Source organism: Puribacter membranae (assembly GCF_055380425.1).
This window is the reverse complement of the sequence record NZ_AP040167.1, coordinates 1872774-1889187: the sequence shown is the minus strand read 5'-3', so window position 1 is coordinate 1889187 and position 16414 is coordinate 1872774. Positions and strand designations below refer to the sequence as shown.

The 16414-nt window shown below is 51.6% G+C and carries 14 protein-coding genes, 1 tRNA gene and 1 other RNA gene; 10 read left to right on the top strand and 6 right to left on the bottom strand.

The window, feature by feature from the left end; genetic code table 11:
• The first annotated feature begins 85 nt into the window (after positions 1–85).
• Positions 86–2185: a cation:proton antiporter gene (locus ACZ41M_RS09115; protein WP_464737494.1), complete on the top strand. Its 2100-nt coding sequence runs from the start codon at positions 86–88 to the stop codon at positions 2183–2185.
• A 1-nt stretch (position 2186) separates the two neighbouring features.
• Here the strand turns inward: ACZ41M_RS09115 and ACZ41M_RS09110 are convergent, their stop codons facing one another.
• The 3 genes from ACZ41M_RS09110 to ACZ41M_RS09100 form a co-directional block, all read right to left on the bottom strand.
• Complete coding sequence (locus ACZ41M_RS09110) at positions 2187–2981, bottom strand: class I SAM-dependent methyltransferase (RefSeq protein ID WP_464731470.1); 795 nt, start codon at positions 2979–2981, stop codon at positions 2187–2189.
• A gap of 69 nt (positions 2982–3050) precedes the next feature.
• Positions 3051–3375: RNase P RNA component class A (gene rnpB / locus ACZ41M_RS09105), an RNA gene on the bottom strand.
• A 129-nt stretch (positions 3376–3504) separates the two neighbouring features.
• Positions 3505–5172, bottom strand: coding sequence for an AMP-binding protein (locus ACZ41M_RS09100; protein ID WP_464731471.1), 1668 nt, complete (start codon positions 5170–5172; stop codon positions 3505–3507).
• Between the two features lie 378 nt (positions 5173–5550).
• Between ACZ41M_RS09100 and hpf the strand changes: the two genes are divergently transcribed.
• The 4 genes from hpf (at position 5551) to ACZ41M_RS09080 (ending at position 9473) form a co-directional block, all read left to right on the top strand.
• Complete coding sequence (gene hpf, locus ACZ41M_RS09095) at positions 5551–5868, top strand: ribosome hibernation-promoting factor, HPF/YfiA family (RefSeq protein ID WP_464731472.1); 318 nt, start codon at positions 5551–5553, stop codon at positions 5866–5868.
• A gap of 264 nt (positions 5869–6132) precedes the next feature.
• Positions 6133–7674, top strand: coding sequence for a glucose-6-phosphate isomerase (gene pgi / locus ACZ41M_RS09090; protein ID WP_464731473.1), 1542 nt, complete (start codon positions 6133–6135; stop codon positions 7672–7674).
• A 58-nt stretch (positions 7675–7732) separates the two neighbouring features.
• Positions 7733–7817: transfer RNA gene (locus ACZ41M_RS09085), tRNA-Leu, on the top strand.
• A gap of 285 nt (positions 7818–8102) precedes the next feature.
• Complete coding sequence (locus ACZ41M_RS09080) at positions 8103–9473, top strand: tyrosine-type recombinase/integrase (RefSeq protein ID WP_464731474.1); 1371 nt, start codon at positions 8103–8105, stop codon at positions 9471–9473.
• 639 nt (positions 9474–10112) lie between these two features.
• Here ACZ41M_RS09080 and ACZ41M_RS09075 read toward each other — a convergent pair.
• Positions 10113–10478: a hypothetical protein gene (locus ACZ41M_RS09075; RefSeq protein WP_464731475.1), complete on the bottom strand. Its 366-nt coding sequence runs from the start codon at positions 10476–10478 to the stop codon at positions 10113–10115.
• A 23-nt stretch (positions 10479–10501) separates the two neighbouring features.
• Positions 10502–10786 carry a hypothetical protein gene (locus ACZ41M_RS09070; protein ID WP_464731476.1) on the bottom strand — a complete coding sequence of 95 codons (285 nt, stop codon included), beginning with the start codon at positions 10784–10786 and terminating at the stop codon, positions 10502–10504.
• Between the two features lie 254 nt (positions 10787–11040).
• On the opposite strand from ACZ41M_RS09070, the gene ACZ41M_RS09065 reads away from it, so the two are divergent.
• The 5 genes from ACZ41M_RS09065 to ACZ41M_RS09045 all read left to right on the top strand — a co-directional run bounded on the left by ACZ41M_RS09065 (position 11041) and on the right by ACZ41M_RS09045 (position 14799).
• Positions 11041–11301, top strand: coding sequence for a helix-turn-helix transcriptional regulator (locus tag ACZ41M_RS09065; protein WP_464731477.1), 261 nt, complete (start codon positions 11041–11043; stop codon positions 11299–11301).
• A gap of 110 nt (positions 11302–11411) precedes the next feature.
• On the top strand, positions 11412–11702 hold the full coding sequence (locus ACZ41M_RS09060; protein WP_464731478.1) for a hypothetical protein: 291 nt from the start codon (positions 11412–11414) through the stop codon (positions 11700–11702).
• A complete protein-coding gene (locus ACZ41M_RS09055) occupies positions 11653–12894 on the top strand; it encodes a DUF927 domain-containing protein (protein WP_464731479.1) in 1242 nt (413 codons plus the stop codon). Before ACZ41M_RS09060 ends, ACZ41M_RS09055 begins: the two co-directional genes overlap by 50 nt.
• A gap of 44 nt (positions 12895–12938) precedes the next feature.
• Positions 12939–13757, top strand: a complete 819-nt coding sequence (locus tag ACZ41M_RS09050; protein ID WP_464730411.1) for an integrase core domain-containing protein — start codon at positions 12939–12941, stop codon at positions 13755–13757.
• Positions 13720–14799, top strand: coding sequence for a DUF927 domain-containing protein (locus tag ACZ41M_RS09045; RefSeq protein ID WP_464737504.1), 1080 nt, complete (start codon positions 13720–13722; stop codon positions 14797–14799). Before ACZ41M_RS09050 ends, ACZ41M_RS09045 begins: the two co-directional genes overlap by 38 nt.
• Positions 14800–15664: 865 nt before the next feature.
• On the opposite strand, the gene ACZ41M_RS09040 is transcribed toward ACZ41M_RS09045, so the two are convergent.
• Positions 15665–16402: an SGNH/GDSL hydrolase family protein gene (locus tag ACZ41M_RS09040; protein WP_464731480.1), complete on the bottom strand. Its 738-nt coding sequence runs from the start codon at positions 16400–16402 to the stop codon at positions 15665–15667.
• Positions 16403–16414 lie beyond the last annotated feature (12 nt).

Sequence of the window (16414 nt, the reverse complement as noted above, 5' to 3'; positions counted from 1 at the left end):
GAGGGTTAATTTTGTTATTATCAAAGGAGACGGAAGGGGTTATTCCGCGCTTCCTGAAGTATAACGTTTTTATCCCACGCTCACAATGCAAGTGCTTGATTCTGCGGCATTGCGCTTGAGCTGGTTTTTCATTTTCTATTGGGTTCTCATGCAGGGTTTGCCGCTGATCGTTTTGTTTTTGTCCATTGTCGTGGCGGCAGTGGTCGTGTTTCGTTTCCTTCATTTACCGCCGATTTTGGGGTATTTGACGGTTGGTGTGTTGATTGACCCTTATGTGCTGAGATTTTTGCCCGACCGTGAAGCTGTGCGGCATTTTTCCGAACTGGGTATCGTGTTTTTGATGTTTACCATCGGTTTGGAGTTTTCCCTGCCCAAGCTCAAGTCCATGCGTAAAGTGGTGCTTGGGCTGGGTACGGCGCAGGTTGTAGGCAGTATGCTGGTGTGTGCGGCCTTGGGCTTGTTGATGAATTATGTCTTGCCCGCCAATTTGGATATGTCCGGCGCGAGCTGGTTCGCGCTTGGTGGCGTGCTCGCCATGTCGTCTACGGCGATCGTGATGAAGTTGCTGACCGAGCGGCTGGAGTTGGACACGCCGCATGGACGCAATATTTTTGGTGTGCTGCTGTTTCAGGATTTGGCGGTTGTACCGCTGCTGATTTTGATTCCCGCGTTGGCGCAGCCCGGCGGCGCGGTCTATGGTCAGGTGGTGGTCGGACTGCTGAAAACCGTGGTGGTACTTGCCCTGTTGCTCGGTTTGGGACAAAAGCCGATGCATGCATGGTTGACGATCGTGGCGCGTCGCCGCTCCAGCGAGCTGTTCATGCTCAATCTGTTTTTGATGACGTTGGGTTTTGCCTTGCTGACTGAAATGGCGGGACTGTCGTTGGCTTTGGGGGCGTTCATTGCCGGTATGCTGATTTCCGAGACCGAGTACAAAATGCAGGTCGAGGAGGATATTCTGCCGTTTAAGGATATTTTGCTCGGCTTGTTTTTTATTGCCATGGGCATGCAGTTGGATGTCTCGGTGGTGTTGGCGAATTGGCTGGCGATTTTGCTGGTTTTGGTTTTGTTTTTGTTGGCGAAATTTGCCATTGTCGCGTCTTTGGCTTATTGGTTCGGTAGTACGACCGGCACGGCCATTCGCACCGGTTTGGCTTTGGCGCCGGCGGGTGAATTCGGTTTGGTGTTGTTGAGTCTGGAAATTAATAATGGTTTGCTCAACCCCGAGGTCGCGCAATGGGTGCTGGCAGCGATTATCCTGTCGATGTTCCTCACGCCGTTCATCATCCAATATGCCGATAAAATCGTGTTTCGCTTCACTCGCAGCGAATGGTTGCTGCAATCGCTGCAATTGACCGATATTGCCAAACACAGCATTGATGCGCACGACCATGTGATTATTGGCGGTTTTGGACGCAGTGGGCGCAGTCTGGCGCGGTTATTACGCGAGCAAAACACCGCCTATATTGGTATTGATAGCGATCCTGAACGTGTGCAAAAAGGCGTGCTCAAAGGTCATGATGTGGTTTACGGCGACATCGTGCGCAAGGAGTCGCTCGCGGCTGCCGGCGCCAGCCGTGCGCGCGCCGTGGTCGTCACCCATATTGAACCACGCGCGGCATTGCATGTATTGCACCACATGCGCGAGCTTAACCCCGATGTGCCGGTCATCGTGCGTACGTTGGATGATGCGTATTTGGAACAATTGCAACAAGCCGGAGCGGTCGCTGTTGTACCCGAGATTCTCGAAGGCAGCTTGGTTTTGGCCACGCAGACCCTGATCACGCTGGGTAAATCGCCGAGCGAAGTGCTCAGCTTCATCGCCGAACAACGACGCGGACGCTACGATCTGCTGCGCCAACATTTTGACGAAGAATCCGACCCGTTTGGTACCACCAGCGCGACGCCTGAAGCGATCATGAAAAAGGACGGCAAAGGCAAAAAAGGCCTCGTCGAGGGCGAAACCTTTGTCACTCGGTTATCCGACGACAGCCTGTGGCTCGATCAACCGCTCAGTAGTCTGCCGCTGGAGCCGTGGCGGGTGCAGGTCAAACACATTGTGCGCGGTTTGGAAGGGCTGGATTTGGCGGCCGATCCGATTTTGCGTGAAGGCGACGAAATTTGCTTTGTTGGCAGTGCGGCAGACACCTTGCACGCTGCGCAGGCATTGAACGGGGAAGTGTGATTCAGCGCTGCTTTTGCGCCACCAAAAAGGTGTAATCCCCGACGGATGCGTCGTATTGGCGTTTGATGGCGTCAAAACGCTGTGTTTCAAGATCGTTTTTTAATGCCTGCAAACCCGCCTTAATTTCCGTTTGATTGGCCAATGCGTTAAAGGACGAAATGCCTTTTCGATATTGCTCATTGAAATACAACTCGGGACGCTCCTTGCCCGCGTACAGAAAGCGGTCCTGTACGTCGCGGCTAACCCAATACGGTTCGCTATGCACGACGGTCAATTGCGCTTGGTTCAGCGCAGCGCGCACTTGAGTGAGCGAGGGCATGCGTGCGATGGAATGCGCCAGCATATCGGGGAAATAGTGGTTGAGCCAATAGTGCTGCATTTGGCTCGGGCATGAGGTGTAAATGACGATTTTGCCCTGGGTTTTGAGCACGCGATGTATTTCCGCGAACGCGGTATCGAGGTTGTCCCAGTGATGCAGCGTCAGGGTGGCAATGATGTTGTCAAACGTGTCATTGTCGGCTGGGATGTTTTCGGCGCTGCCGACCCGCCACGGGATATCTGGGGCTTTGGCACGGGCGACATCGAGCATTTTCTCGGAGGGATCGATGCCGGTGAAGTTCAAGCCTTTGGTAGCCAGCGCCATCGTGTAGTTGCCTGTGCCGCAGCCGATGTCCAAGTGCATACCGCTCGAATGGGGGTGGAGCAGATCGAAGATTTTGGCAGTTAAATACGGGTCCGCCGAGCGGGTAAAGCCGTATTGCTCGCCGCCGAGATCGTAGATGTTTTTGTGCGTCATGATGCCCCCATTGACACTGACGCAGATAGAAAAAGGTGTGCAAACCTGCGTTTGCACACCCGACTGAATCATTCAAGCCCACCGATAAGCCGGATTCTGTAATGGGTCGCCCCACGACAATCATTCCTCTACATGATGCGTTACCGCACCACTTTAGCCATCTACCCGCACGCTCAGCGAGCCGCGTCACTGCGTGCCTATTTGATGTTGCTCCCAATAGAGGTTACCGCGTTTCACCGTAACTTAATACGCTCGTCTCTGTGGCCCTATTCCTCGCCTTATACCCGAAGGCTTTCGGCGGACGGCTGTTAGCCGCTATTGTGCTCTGTGGAGTCCGGACTTTCCTCCCGCGCGATTGTTGCCAATCAACGCCAGCGATTGTCTGGTGGACATGAACCTGCATTGTACCATGCCGTTAAGGAAGCGCAGACTGGTTTGGGTTGTTCAGTGCTTCCTTAAAAACCAAAACCGCCCATGTGCGAACACATGGGCGGCTGGTCTGCTGTGGAGAGTTTTTATTGGATTATTGTCCGCGCAATTCTTTGCGCAGGATTTTGCCGACGTTGGATTTCGGCAGGTCGGTGCGGAATTCGATCACTTTCGGGCGTTTGTAGCCGGTCAGGTGTTCTTTGAGGTAGTTTTGCAACTCTTCTGCGGTCAGGCTGTCGTCTTTTTTGACGATGAACAGTTTGACTGCTTCGCCGGAGTGCTCGTGCGGGATGGCGACGGCGGCGGCTTCGAGGACTTTCGGGTAAGCCACGGCGACGTCTTCGACTTCGTTCGGATAGACGTTAAAGCCGGAGACGAGAATCATGTCTTTTTTGCGATCCACCAGTTTGACATAGCCTTGCTCGTTCATCACGCCGATGTCACCGGAGCGGAAATAGCCGTCAGCGGTCATGACTTTCTCCGTTTCATCGGGGCGTTGCCAGTAGCCGGCCATCACTTGCGGGCCGCGAATACAGATTTCGCCGGTCTGGCCGAGTGGCACTTCGTTGCCATCGTCGTCCAGAATCGCGATGTCGGTGGATGGCAAGGCCAATCCGGTGTAGCCGGTGTATTGCGTCGCGGTTACAGGATTGAACAATGCGCCCGGACTGGTTTCGGACAGGCCGTAGGCTTCGATAATCGGTTTTCCGGTTTGCGCGTAGAATTCTTCGGCCACCGAGCGTTGCACCGACATGCCGCCACCCAAGGCGACGCGCAGTTTGGAGAAATCGATTTTTTTGAATTCAGGGTGGTGCAGCAAGGCATTGAACAGGGTGTTCACCGCAGGGAAGACATGCACGCTGTGTTTGTGCAAATCGCCAATCATGGCGTGGATGTCGCGCGCATTGGCGATCAGTAGCGCTTGGCCACCGATGTGCATACAGTACATCGCGCCGGCGGTGAAGCCGAAAATATGGTACAGCGGTAATGCCTGTAAAAAGACCGGTTGCTCCTGTTCGCTCATGCCGTCGAACGCGGCTTTACACCATTCGGTGATTTGCAACACGTTGGCCACGAGGTTGCCGTGCGTGAGCATCGCACCTTTGGCCACGCCTGTCGTGCCGCCGGTATATTGCAAAAAGGCCAAATCGTCATGCGTCAAGGTGACCGGCGTCATGGCGAGATTTTGGCTCTCGGCCAGTACTTGTTTGAATGAGATGGCGTTGTCAATTTTCCATGCCGGAATCATTTTTTTGACGTATTTCAAGACGAAATCGACAATGCGCCCTTTGAAACCGAGAAAATCGCCCATTTTGCTGACGATGATGTGTTGCATGTCGGGCAGGTGCGGCAAGGCGTGCTCTAACGTCACCGCAAAGTTGTCCAGAATGAAAATCGCTTTAGCGCCGGAGTCTTTGAGCTGATGCGCCAATTCGTCGGTGGTGTACAGCGGATTGACATTCACCACACAGAAACCGGCGCGCAAAATCGCGGCAACCGCCACGACGTATTGCAGACAGTTGGGCATCATCACCGCCACGCGGTCGCCCTTTTGCAGGCCGCGCTGTTGCAGCCATGCGCCGACTTGTTCCGAATAATTTTTGACCTCGGTGTAGCTCAGGGTTTTTTCCATGCTCATCGCGAGCGGACGCTCGGGATAGCGGGCAAACGAGTCCTCGTAGATAGCGGCGATGGAGGTGAATTGATGAATATTGATTTCAGCCGGAATATCGCCGTATTGACTGAGCCAAGGTTTGTTCATAAAGTTTGCTCCTGTGTGGATATATTGTGGATTTTTATTTGTGCAATGCACCAAATTTTCTCAATATAGCATTATTTACGCTTTTTTGGTTTATTTTTTCGGCTCAATGAATTGATTGTACCGTGTTTTTTGGCTGGTTTTTGAACAGTTTGAAGGGTTTTGCCTGATTTTGTCGCTGTTTCCTGCATGTTGTCAACATGCCCCGTCCTTTGCAGCGGACAAGCGCGCCTACACCGCTGGCACATCGTGTCACATCGTGGTATCCTGTGGGCAAGCGCGAGGTGTTGTTTCTGTCATCATCGCCCAACGGTTTTTCAACAAGCGATCGCTTCGAGTGCTGAAAATTCGGGACGATTCGCTGATTCAAAGGAGGTTCGTATGAACGTACAACTTACAGGCCATCACGTTGAAGTCACACCGGCTATCCGTGCACATCTGGTTGGTAAACTGGAGCGGGTCAAACACCATTTTGATCGCGCGGTGGAAATCAAAGCCATCTTCTCGGTTGAAAAACACATTCAAAAAGCCTCATTGCTTTTACGCTCGGACGGGCAGGATTTTCATGCGGAGGATTCGCAAACAGACCTCTACACTGCGATTGATTTTGCGGTGGACAAGCTGGACAAACAGGTCACCAAACACAAAAAGAAACGCATCGAAGTGCCGCATGACAATGGCAAACGCGCCATTGAATAAGCTGTTCTTGCGTTTTTAGCCAACAAAGCCTGCGATTTGTTTCTCGCAGGTTTTTTTCATGTGCAGATAGCTGGGCGCGAGCAGGCTTTTTTCGCTAAAATAGACGCGAAAAAAGCACGTCTGCTACTTATCGGAATTGGGTTGATGGCACGATGTTTTTAGTGTTTCACTCCCCACGTTTTATCATCGGCGCGCGGATAAAAAATAACAGATTTTTGGTTTTTATTGTGCACTGCACACAACCCGTCAACCAAAGGATGTCTCATGAGTCCCACACAAACTGCCGCTTGGGCAACCCTCACCTCCCATCACCGCGATTTGAAAAAACACAGTTTGGAACAATTGCGCCAAGCCGATCCCACGCGCCCCGATCGCTACCGCATGTGCACCTGCCAAATCGAATTGGACTACTCGCGCCACCACATCACCGATGAGACGCTGATGTTGTTTGAACAGTTGCTCAATGAGCAGGCATGGCGTGCGTGGCAAAAGCGCATGTTTGAGGGTGAAGCGATCAATACCTCTGAGAATCGTGCGGTGCTGCACGTCGCTTTGCGCGGCTCGTATCAAGGCACGAATGGTGCGATTCCGAGCGAAGTTGCCGCGACACGCGAACGTTTTTTTGCCTTTGCCGACGCGGTGCGTGCCGGCAAAATCACTGGCCACTCGGGCAAGGCCATCACCGATGTGGTCAATCTCGGCATTGGCGGCTCTGATTTAGGTCCGCGTTTGATTTGCCATGCGTTGGCAGAGAACACCACGCCGCGCGTACATTTCGTGGCGAATATTGACCCGGTTGAACTGCAACGTGTCTTGGATCAAGTTGACCCCGAAACCACCCTGTTCATCCTGTCCTCAAAAAGCTTCTCCACCATGGAAACGCAGGTCAATGCGACCTCTGCGCACGCATGGCTGTGCGCGCACTACGGCGTACCGATGACTGACGATCAAGGCGTCAAACACGCGCATTTTTGTGCTACTTCCAACAACACTCAGGCCGCCGGCGCATGGGGCATTTTGCCCGAACGCTGTTACACCCTGCCCGAATGGGTCGGTGGGCGCTTCTCGCTCTGGTCGGCGATTGGCCTGTCCATCGCCATTGCTTTAGGCACGGAGCAGTTCCAACAACTGCTCGATGGCGCCAAAGAAATGGACGAACACTTCCTCACCGCGCCGTTTGTCAACAACATGCCCGCCATGCTCGCCATGCTCGGCATCTGGTACACCAACTTCCATGGCGCGCAAGTTCACGGCGTGATCAGCTATGCCGAGCGTCTGCGCTACCTGCCCGACTACTTGCAACAACTGGAAATGGAGTCCAACGGCAAATCCATCAACAAACAAGGTGAACCGGTTGATTACGCCACCGCACCCGTATTGTTTGGCGGTTTGGGGACGACCACGCAGCACAGCTTCTTCCAACTGCTGCACCAAGGGCGTGTGCGCGTACCGCTCGACATCATCAGCATTGAACCAAGCCTGCCGTCCGCTTACGCAGGGGACAGCCGCGAAGCCGATTTGCTGTTGTTTGCACAAGCACAATCGGACGCGCTCGCCTATGGCATCGCCGCCCTGCCGGACAGTTTGCGCATCGAATGGGAGAAAAAACCATCCTACAGCCGTTTTCCGGCCAATCAGCCAAGCTCGCGACTGCATTTGAACACCCTATCGCCGCGCACTCTGGGCGCGTTGATTGCCTTGTACGAACACAAAACCTTCCTGCAAGGCGTGGTGTGGGACATCAACAGCTTCGATCAATGGGGCGTGGAACTGGGCAAAGTGATGTTCGGCGCGATGAAAAAGTAACAGTTCTGTAAAAAACACTTGCGCATGCATAGGAGATTCGGCATAATGTCGATCTCACGCCGAGGTGGTGGAATTGGTAGACGCGCCGGACTCAAAATCCGGTTCCGAAAGGAGTGAGGGTTCGATTCCCTCCCTCGGCACCAAATGGTTAGCAATAGATACCATAGAACACCAAAGAAACCCGCATAAACGCTACGTTTTGCGGGTTTTTTGTCGCCTATATGTCCGTTTTATGCGGTTTTCAGCGCTTTTTCCTGCTAAAACCATTGAAAATACGTTGTTTTTGTCAACCATGGGCAACCCTTGCAAACCGTGGGTACAAAATAAATTGTGTATCAGATTGTGTATCAGATTATACTCAACACTGAAAAAGGCATGAATCTGATACACAAATTCATGGAAATACCAGTAAATATAGGGCTTTCCAAATGGCAACTATTCCACTAAATGACAGTAAGCTAAAGAAACGCATTGCAGAGGTTGAGGCGGCGATTATTGCTGAAAAAGAAAACATCCAGAAAAATATTCCCGATGGTCTCGGTTTGTCGTTGCAGAGGCAAGATGGTGGCTCGTGGTTATGGTTCTATCGTTTCCGCATTGGCGGGCGTGCGTCGCGCGCGTCGTTTGGTGCTTATCCGACTGTTTCATTGGCTGAGGCACGCGAATTACACAAGGCAGCGCGCGAATTGGTTAAGCAGGGCATCAATCCTGCCCATGAGCGCACTAAAAGCAAAGTGGTGACGGTGCAGGCTCAAAGTAATACGTTTGAGGCGGTGGCACGCACATGGTGGGATGTGTGGCGAGTGGGGAAACAGGACAAGCAGGCTTTGCGTGTTTGGCGATTTTTAGAAAAAAACGCTTTATCGAAGCTGGGTACATTGCCGATTAGTCAGATTACGCCTGATGTGGTGGTGAGCGTCATTGATGGTGTGGTGAAGCGCGGTGCGTATGATGTGGCCAGCCGTGTCGCCACTTATTTGCGCAAGGTGTTTGATTATGCCATTGTGCGGGCGATTATCAGCGCTCACCCGATGGCCTCGATTGATTTAACGCTGATTATCCCCGCGCGACCAGTTCAGAACCATATTCATGTGCCATTAGAAGAAGCGGGGCAACTGTTGCGCGATATTGCCGCGTATGATGGCAACGTGCTACACCGTATTGCTTTGCAACTGATCGCCTTAACCTTTGTCCGTAATGCTGAGTTAAGAGGGGCAAGGTGGGCTGATTTTGACCTAAAAAACAAGCTGTGGACAGTTCCCGCCGCTGTCTATGACGATCAAGGGCAAAAGATATACGGCATGAAAAAAAGTACGATTCACTATGTGCCGTTGAGCCGCCAAGCGATTGCGCTTCTCAAAGAACTTCATGCTATCAGTGGTGGCGGTGTTCACCTTTTCCCATCGAATGTATCTAAATCGGGCGTGATTAATGAAGCGTCGTTGGTAGGTGCTTTGAAGCGGATGGGGTATAAGGATAAGCAAGACGTTCACGGGTTCAGAGGTTTGGCTAAAAAGGGGCTTGTGAACTATCTGAACTATCCCAGTGACTTGGCAGAGGTGCAGTTATCCCATATCAAAGAGAGCGAGGTAGAACGTGCCTACGGGGCTAAATTGCATATTCCTGAGCGCATTGCCATGATGCAGGTATGGGCTGATTGTTTGGATGATGTGCGAGCGGGCAAGCGTACTATGCGTGAGATACCGCTGAATGAACAGATCAATACATTGCCTGATGGCGGTCGTGATGAAAAGCCGATTGATAAAGTGAAACGGTCAAAACTAAAAGTAGTCAGTTAGCACCGTAGCCACGCGGGTTGAAGTGGTACAGAGGCACATGGCGCGACGGATGGGCGTGCGTGGTGATGAATCCCAGTAAAGGTATATGGCCGGATAAGCCACGTCTTTACTGGGATTAGTTTATGGTGCGCAGTAAAGTTCACGGTGGGCGTGTGATTTGTATCTGTAATCCTTGATGGTCAAGGGTTTACGTGTTTGGGTGTATTTTCACCAGCCGAAACAGTGAATAATTTTTGTGTAATCGTGTCAATGGCAAAAATAGCGCGTAAGTATTTGAATTATATAGATTGTGTTTGACACGAAACACACATTTATTTTTGTGTCATTTTCGTGTAACCGTGTCAAATGGATAGGGCGGCGGGGTCCCTGCGTTATTCTTCAAACTGCGGGTCGTCGCACCCGCAATAATAACCTCGGGTTATATAGAAAAACTATGATTTGGTTTAGTTATGGCTTGTATTGAAGGGCTTTTCGGGTGATTGGGTGCGTTTGGCTGAGATATATCGGACGATGGTAAGGCGATATTCGGTAGAAGGTGCGCACGCCCTATGGCGCGGCGTTTTGATGGCTTGTGTGGCCTGTGTGCGGCTCGGTTGTTTGGCCGCTGAATCAGTTTAGTTTGCGGCTGGCCTCGTGGTATTAGGCTTCGTCGGACAGTCCGGCGGCCTGTCGAGCCTTTTGGCGAATCTCTGCGAGGTCGTAGGGGCGTGAGGTGTTGATGTGTTGAACTTTGCGAGATGCGGCCAATTTCCGGCTGAGTGATTCTATGATGATGGTGATGATTAAGCCGATGGCCGCAAAGATTGGCGTGAATAGATACATGAAGGGCATCAAGACAATCACCAGAATAAACCACAGCCCCCACGAGCCACCGGCGTAGTACCAAGCCCCACCAAACCATACGGCGGCCATTGCCGATGCGGTAATGATTTGAGCGGCCGCTAAAGGCTTGTCTTGTTCGGGTGGGGTGTATTCGTGTTTGCGGTGCTTTTTGCGTTTGGACATGGTTAAAAAATGGTCGGCCTTAATTAATCTGATTTTGATTTGAATGCGTCAAATATACCTTCTGCCGCCCCTATCGCTAAGGCAATCGGGAATAGTAAAGGACTGATAACAATGAATACAACGAACATCAAACCAAAGTAAATCAAGCCTGATGTCAGAAAATGATCAAAGCCCTGCCATGGGTCACTTAGTGCCAGCATACAAGCCAAAATTGATGCACCGATAACAATAGAAGATGGATTTAATAGATGTGATAGCTTGAATTTTTTGAGCTTCGCAATCCAGTCCTTTTCTTCCTCATTTTCCATACGCACGCCCTTTCACAATCCCCACATATTGCCCATTATAGCCCACAGAATCAGGGTTTGCGCGTAGTTTATTTTTTGCGGGGGGGTAATCTTTTGCCACCAGTGCAAAGATTCGCCCGTAGCGCGGCAACCCTTACAAAATCAGGTGTTTGGCTAAGTGCAAAATAGCGGGTGGAGCGGTTTTAGGCAATCAAGCACCATTCGCCCCGTGACGCACGGCGTTACTTTCGTAAACCAATTGAAAGGCTTTTTAGATGAAGACGTATAACGTGGATATTAACGAATTGCCCACCGTGGGGAAACTGCGCTGGAAACAGTTCGCCAAGTTTTTGCCGGTGAGCCGTGAGACGTGGCGGAAATTGTCGCATGAGGGCAAAGCCCCGCCGCCGATTCGGTTCAGCGTGCGATGCACCATGTGGGACGCGGGTGAGGTTCGCCGGTGGATTGCTGACCCGATGGACTATCTTGCCCCGAAATTGCGTGATGAAGCAAAGGGGGCGAACGATGCGGCGTAAATCGGACTATTGGCAATGGGTGGGCGTGGGTGATGGTGTGAATCCTCCGCCTTCCCCATGGAATTACATTCACACCGCGTTGGTGCGGGTTTGAGTTGAAAGGATTTATTATGCGTGATTTTGGTGCTGTGTTACGGGGTTGTTCGTCTGTGTCTTTGGATTCATTTGTAGCGCGGTCAAAGCGTTTAGATAACGATGACCCTGTATTGATTTTGGCGCGTCGTTATCCGATGCTGTCCACGGGGGATTTTTCAGAGGTGCGTTTGTCGGTAGATGATGCGGCCATATTGAAAACGTTTATATCGCGGCTGGTGGATGATGCTTTTGATTTGTCGGAGGCGATTAGCGCAATTGTTACGACAATCCTACCCAGCGGCGCGGATATTGATCGGTGCGGATAACGACACCGAAACCGAAGCCAAGACCGGCCACAATACCGGCGTGGAGGCGGCGCACAAAGCGGCGGCGCTGGTCGGTGCGATGGTGTGCATTCCTGAGGGGTTGGAAGCGGATGAATCGGATTTTAACGATTTGGGCGTGCGTTTGGGTGATGCGGGTCTTGAAGCGGTCAAGGCGCAGATTATGGCCTGTCTGGATGAGTTTGTACCTGCCCCCGCGCCATCGTCCACGCCCTCCCCTGCACAGACTGAACCGACGCACACCGATGACGCTATTCCCGTAGAAGCCTATGCAGAGGCGGCCAATGTGTCACCGTCTGGCACGTCCACAGAACCGCAGGAAAGCCCACCACGCACGCCCAAAAGCGAAACCAAGGCCAATGCCTCGGACGAAGCAAAAAGCGGCGTAGCCAGCGCAGGCCGTGGCAGTAATGGCCGCTTTGTCGGAGGTTCGCATTTCACCTGTGACGATAAGGGGGTTTGGTATCATGGGTTAGACAACAAGGGTGAGGCCAAAAAACCTCTGTGGATTTGTACGCCATTGCGGGTTACGGCGAAGGTGCGCGGTGAAGATGAAAATGGCTGGGGCTATGTCTTGGAGTTTGACGATCCTTTGGGGACTGCAAAAAAGTGGGCTATGCCATCGAGGATGCTGGCCGGTGACGCTGTTTCTGTTCGTGAACGGCTTTTCGATATGGGGCTGGATATGAACCCGAATCATGAAGTGCGGCCTTTATTGATTCGTTATATACGCGGTTGTGTTGTTGACACTTACGCCCGTTGTACCGAGCGCGTGGGCTGGTTTGATGGGGCGTTTGTCTTGCCTGACCGCACCATAGGGGAAACGGATGAAGAACGCATTTTGTTTCAGTCCGATGTGGGTGGCCGTTCACCCTTTACGCAATCGGGTACGTTGGCCGAATGGCAGGAACACGTAGCCGCGCACTGTGTGGGCAATTCGCGCGTGGTGTTTGCCATTGCCTGTGCCTTTGCCGGTGTGCTACTACAACCGACGGGGATTCAATCGGGAGGCTTTCACTTTGTCGGGGATAGTTCGATCGGTAAATCCACCATGCTATACGTCGCATCGTCGGTATTTGGCTCGCATAAATTCATGAGAACGTGGAATAACACCAGTACGGCGATTGAATCCACAGCGGCGCAGTACAGCGATACCCTGCTGGTATTGATGTAAAAAATTAACGCGTTGTTTACAGTATTTTCGGAGAAAATACTGAAATGAATATGCACAAACGAGTCCGCCTAACCCCGTTAGACCGAGAGGAAATATGGCGCTTATATCAAGGTCGACAATGGAAGGTGACGCACTTGGCAGAACACTACCGAGTAAGTCGCCCTACCATCTATTCAGCGCTGAAAAAAGCGCGTTTACAACAATTTGCACCGAGCGACAGCACCAATGCTCGCTATCGTTCGATCCAATATGGGCTTAAACGATTGGCTAAAATTGAGTTGAGTATCCAAGCTCGACTCAAGCGTGAAGCTCAAAGGTATAACAAATCCTATCCCGGCGAAATGGTACATGTTGACACCAAACGTCTGCCCCTAATCAAAGGGCAAAACAACACGCAACCTCGCGAATATCTGTTCGTCGCGATAGACGACTACTCGCGCGAACTCTACGCCGCCATCCTGCCCGATAAAACCCAATTCAGTTCTGCGCAGTTCCTGATGGAACATCTGCTGGCTCAATGCCCTTATGAGATAGACTACATTTACTCAGACAACGGCAAGGAGTATAGAGGTACACCCCATCACGCATTTGTTCAAGCCTGCGCACAGCACAACATCGGGCAGCGCTTTACTCGCATCGCCAGACCTCAAACCAATGGCAAAGCTGAGCGAGTCATTCGTACCTTGATGCAAATGTGGCACGAGAAAATTCAATTTAAAGACCCGTTGCACCGACAAATTGAACTTAATCGCTTCATTAACTTTTACAATACCGTTAAACCTCACAAATCATTAAATAACTTAACCCCCTACGAGATACTACAAAATTACTTTTATCAAACAAACTGTAAACAACCCGATTAATTCTTACATATTAGATGAAATCGGCCAAGTATCTGACCCGCGCACCATTGGCGAAGTGGTGTATATGCTCGGCAATGAGATGGGTAAAGGTCGTGGCTTGCGTGCCGGTGCGGGCGTGCGTCCCGTGCTGGAATGGCGTTTAATGTATCTGTCCAGCGGGGAAAAGAGCCTGAATGACATTCTGTATGAGGTGGGCAAGTCGATCAAAGCGGGGCAGGAAACGCGGCTGGTGAATATCCGTGCGAATGTGAACGAAGCGGACGGCGGGCAAGGCAGTATATTTGAACGGTACAGCGGTGCAGAGGGTGCGGCCATGAGTGACCGCCTGAAACAAGTGACACGGCGTTACTATGGCACGGCGGGCGTGGCTTTCATCGAATGGTTACAGCCGCAATTGGACACGATCAGGGACACCATACGCGCCGATATTGAGCGATTGGCAAAGGACTGGACACCGGCGGGCGCGCATGGTCAGGTGGCGCGGGTGGTGCAGCGCTTTGCATTGGTGGCCGTGGCGGGTGAATTGGCGACGCGCGCGGGTGTGACCGGCTGGAAACAAGGAGAAGCCGAGGTGGCGGCGTTTATGTGCTTTGAAGATTGGTTGAACGAGCGTGGCGGTGCGGGCAACTCGGAGGAAGCCAAGGCCTTGGCACAGGTGCGGGCGTGGTTTGAATCGCATCAAAACTCACGTTTTGAATGGTGGCACAGGGTGATGGATGACCATTCCCCGAAAACCTCAAACATGGCAGGCTATAAGCGACTGGTGGACAGCGAAGGAAAGCCAGCCAAGACCTACAAGAAAGAAGATGGTGAATGGGTGGAAAACTCGGACAACTGTTTTTTGAATTGGTTTGTGATGCGTGAAGTGTTTGAACAGGAAATATGCAAAGGCTTCAAGCCTAAAACAGTGGCGCGGCTGTTGTTAGACCGTGGCGTTATTGAGGGTAGTAGCGGTGGCAAGGAGTTCACTGTATCGCGTCGTTTGCCCGCCTCTGACCGTACACAACGATGTTATTTATTCAAGACGGCGGTTATTGAGTAGCGTGGTCAGTATCGCCATAGACAAAAGCGCATCCAATGGGTGCGTTTTTCTGTATGGGTGATATGGGTGTGTAGCAGTTGGATGTGATGGTTTTAGATAAGCAATCGGGGGTTCTATTTCGTAGATTTCACCAATTCCAAAATCTGTGAAATTCAAGCCCCAGTTGTCTATCCGACGGCCATAATTTGACACGATACACGAAAATCATTTTTTACGACACGAAAAAAATCGTGTCAAAAAATCCCAGTATTGGCGCGGGTTACAGCCCGATTTTTGAGTTTGACACGCTGACACGAAAAAAAAATGTAAGTAGCCAAGGGCAACAAGTATCAAAAGGCACAATACCGCTGGAAGCCGCTAATTAACTGGGTTTTTATCGTTTCGCTTCATTCCAACCGTGAACTTTACTGGGTTTGTGTATCTAAATACTGAATTGGTGCGGGTTTTAGAGGTGTTGCGGTTTTTGGGTGGGTTTTGGGCGTGCGTGACGATGAAAAAACTGGGTTTGGGTGGCCGTGGTGGGTTCTATCTCCTAAAAGGGAATCGAACCCATGTTTTACCTTGGAATTAGATTGTTGCTTTTTGGATAATCTTTAGACGTGGTGAAGGTGTTTTTGTTCACCTGTTTTTTTGGGTGGTAGAAGTCGGGTTTTGGGTGAAATTGCCTACCCATTTTTAAAAGTGTGTATCAGATTGTGTATCAGATTTCAGTTTTAAAAATTAACATTGCCTATTTATAAGGTTTTCAGAGGATAATTCGATTCCCTCCCTCGCACCAAATTCAAAAAATCCCAGTCAAACGACTGGGATTTTTTTATGTCCATCAAGCCGTAATGCGCGTGCAATACGTGCAGAATAAGCCGGTTCAGTTGATTGAATTGGAATACCAGCGCTTGATGCGCTGTGCCACCTCGTAGCCCCAATACAAATACGTGCCCCAGCCCGGGTGAAAGCCATCTGATGCGAGCACGCTTTCCCTTTGAACAAATTGCATTTGAAACAATTGATGCTCGGGATGGGTTTGCAGTAGATTGGCTAACGCAGCGTTGAAATTCTGCGCGCGCAGTCCCAAAAACCAGCGCAAGGGTTGCGGCAAAGCCGGAAACGCATGCAGCGGCGGCACAGCGGAAAATACAATGTGCTGCACGCCAAAACGGCTGCGCAGCAATTCGATCAGCTCGGTTTGTTGCGCGATCCACGTGGTACACCGTCGGCGCGAGAGAACGTCGTTCGCGCCCATGGACAATACGGCGACATCGAATGTTTGTGCGGGGATGTCGTGTAGCCGACGCAGTAAATCCGGCGTGGTGTAACCGGATTGTGCGGTCAGTTGCCACGTCAGATGAAAGTCATCGGCCAAGACATTCACCAGTCGTCCGCACAAGCCTTGATCTTGATGCGCCACGCCCACGCCCGCTGCGGCGGAGTCACCCGCGATCAGCAGGCGCAGCGGCGGTTTGGCGCTGTCGCCGCATTGCCCCTCGCGCGCACCGTCCGGTTCGGGTAAGCGAGGCGTGACCGCGTGTGTGTACAGCGCTTGTGGCAGCAGTACGGGCCACAAGCCCAGCAAAGCCAGTGTTTCTGCCGTCTGTTTGGCTTTCATGCAGATCACGCT

Bases quoted from the DNA above. Each gene is read 5' to 3' on its own strand.
- ACZ41M_RS09100 (WP_464731471.1), bottom strand. From the start codon at position 5,172: ATGAACAAACCTTGGCTCAGTCAATACGGCGATATTCCGGCTGAAATC.
- ACZ41M_RS09050 (WP_464730411.1), top strand. From the start codon at position 12,939: ATGAATATGCACAAACGAGTCCGCCTAACCCCGTTAGACCGAGAGGAA.
- pgi (WP_464731473.1), top strand. From the start codon at position 6,133: ATGAGTCCCACACAAACTGCCGCTTGGGCAACCCTCACCTCCCATCAC.
- ACZ41M_RS09060 (WP_464731478.1), top strand. From the start codon at position 11,412: ATGCGTGATTTTGGTGCTGTGTTACGGGGTTGTTCGTCTGTGTCTTTG.
- ACZ41M_RS09040 (WP_464731480.1), bottom strand. From the start codon at position 16,402: ATGAAAGCCAAACAGACGGCAGAAACACTGGCTTTGCTGGGCTTGTGG.
- ACZ41M_RS09065 (WP_464731477.1), top strand. From the start codon at position 11,041: ATGAAGACGTATAACGTGGATATTAACGAATTGCCCACCGTGGGGAAA.
- hpf (WP_464731472.1), top strand. From the start codon at position 5,551: ATGAACGTACAACTTACAGGCCATCACGTTGAAGTCACACCGGCTATC.
- ACZ41M_RS09075 (WP_464731475.1), bottom strand. From the start codon at position 10,478: ATGTCCAAACGCAAAAAGCACCGCAAACACGAATACACCCCACCCGAA.
- ACZ41M_RS09115 (WP_464737494.1), top strand. From the start codon at position 86: ATGCAAGTGCTTGATTCTGCGGCATTGCGCTTGAGCTGGTTTTTCATT.
- ACZ41M_RS09110 (WP_464731470.1), bottom strand. From the start codon at position 2,981: ATGACGCACAAAAACATCTACGATCTCGGCGGCGAGCAATACGGCTTT.
- ACZ41M_RS09070 (WP_464731476.1), bottom strand. From the start codon at position 10,786: ATGGAAAATGAGGAAGAAAAGGACTGGATTGCGAAGCTCAAAAAATTC.
- ACZ41M_RS09080 (WP_464731474.1), top strand. From the start codon at position 8,103: ATGGCAACTATTCCACTAAATGACAGTAAGCTAAAGAAACGCATTGCA.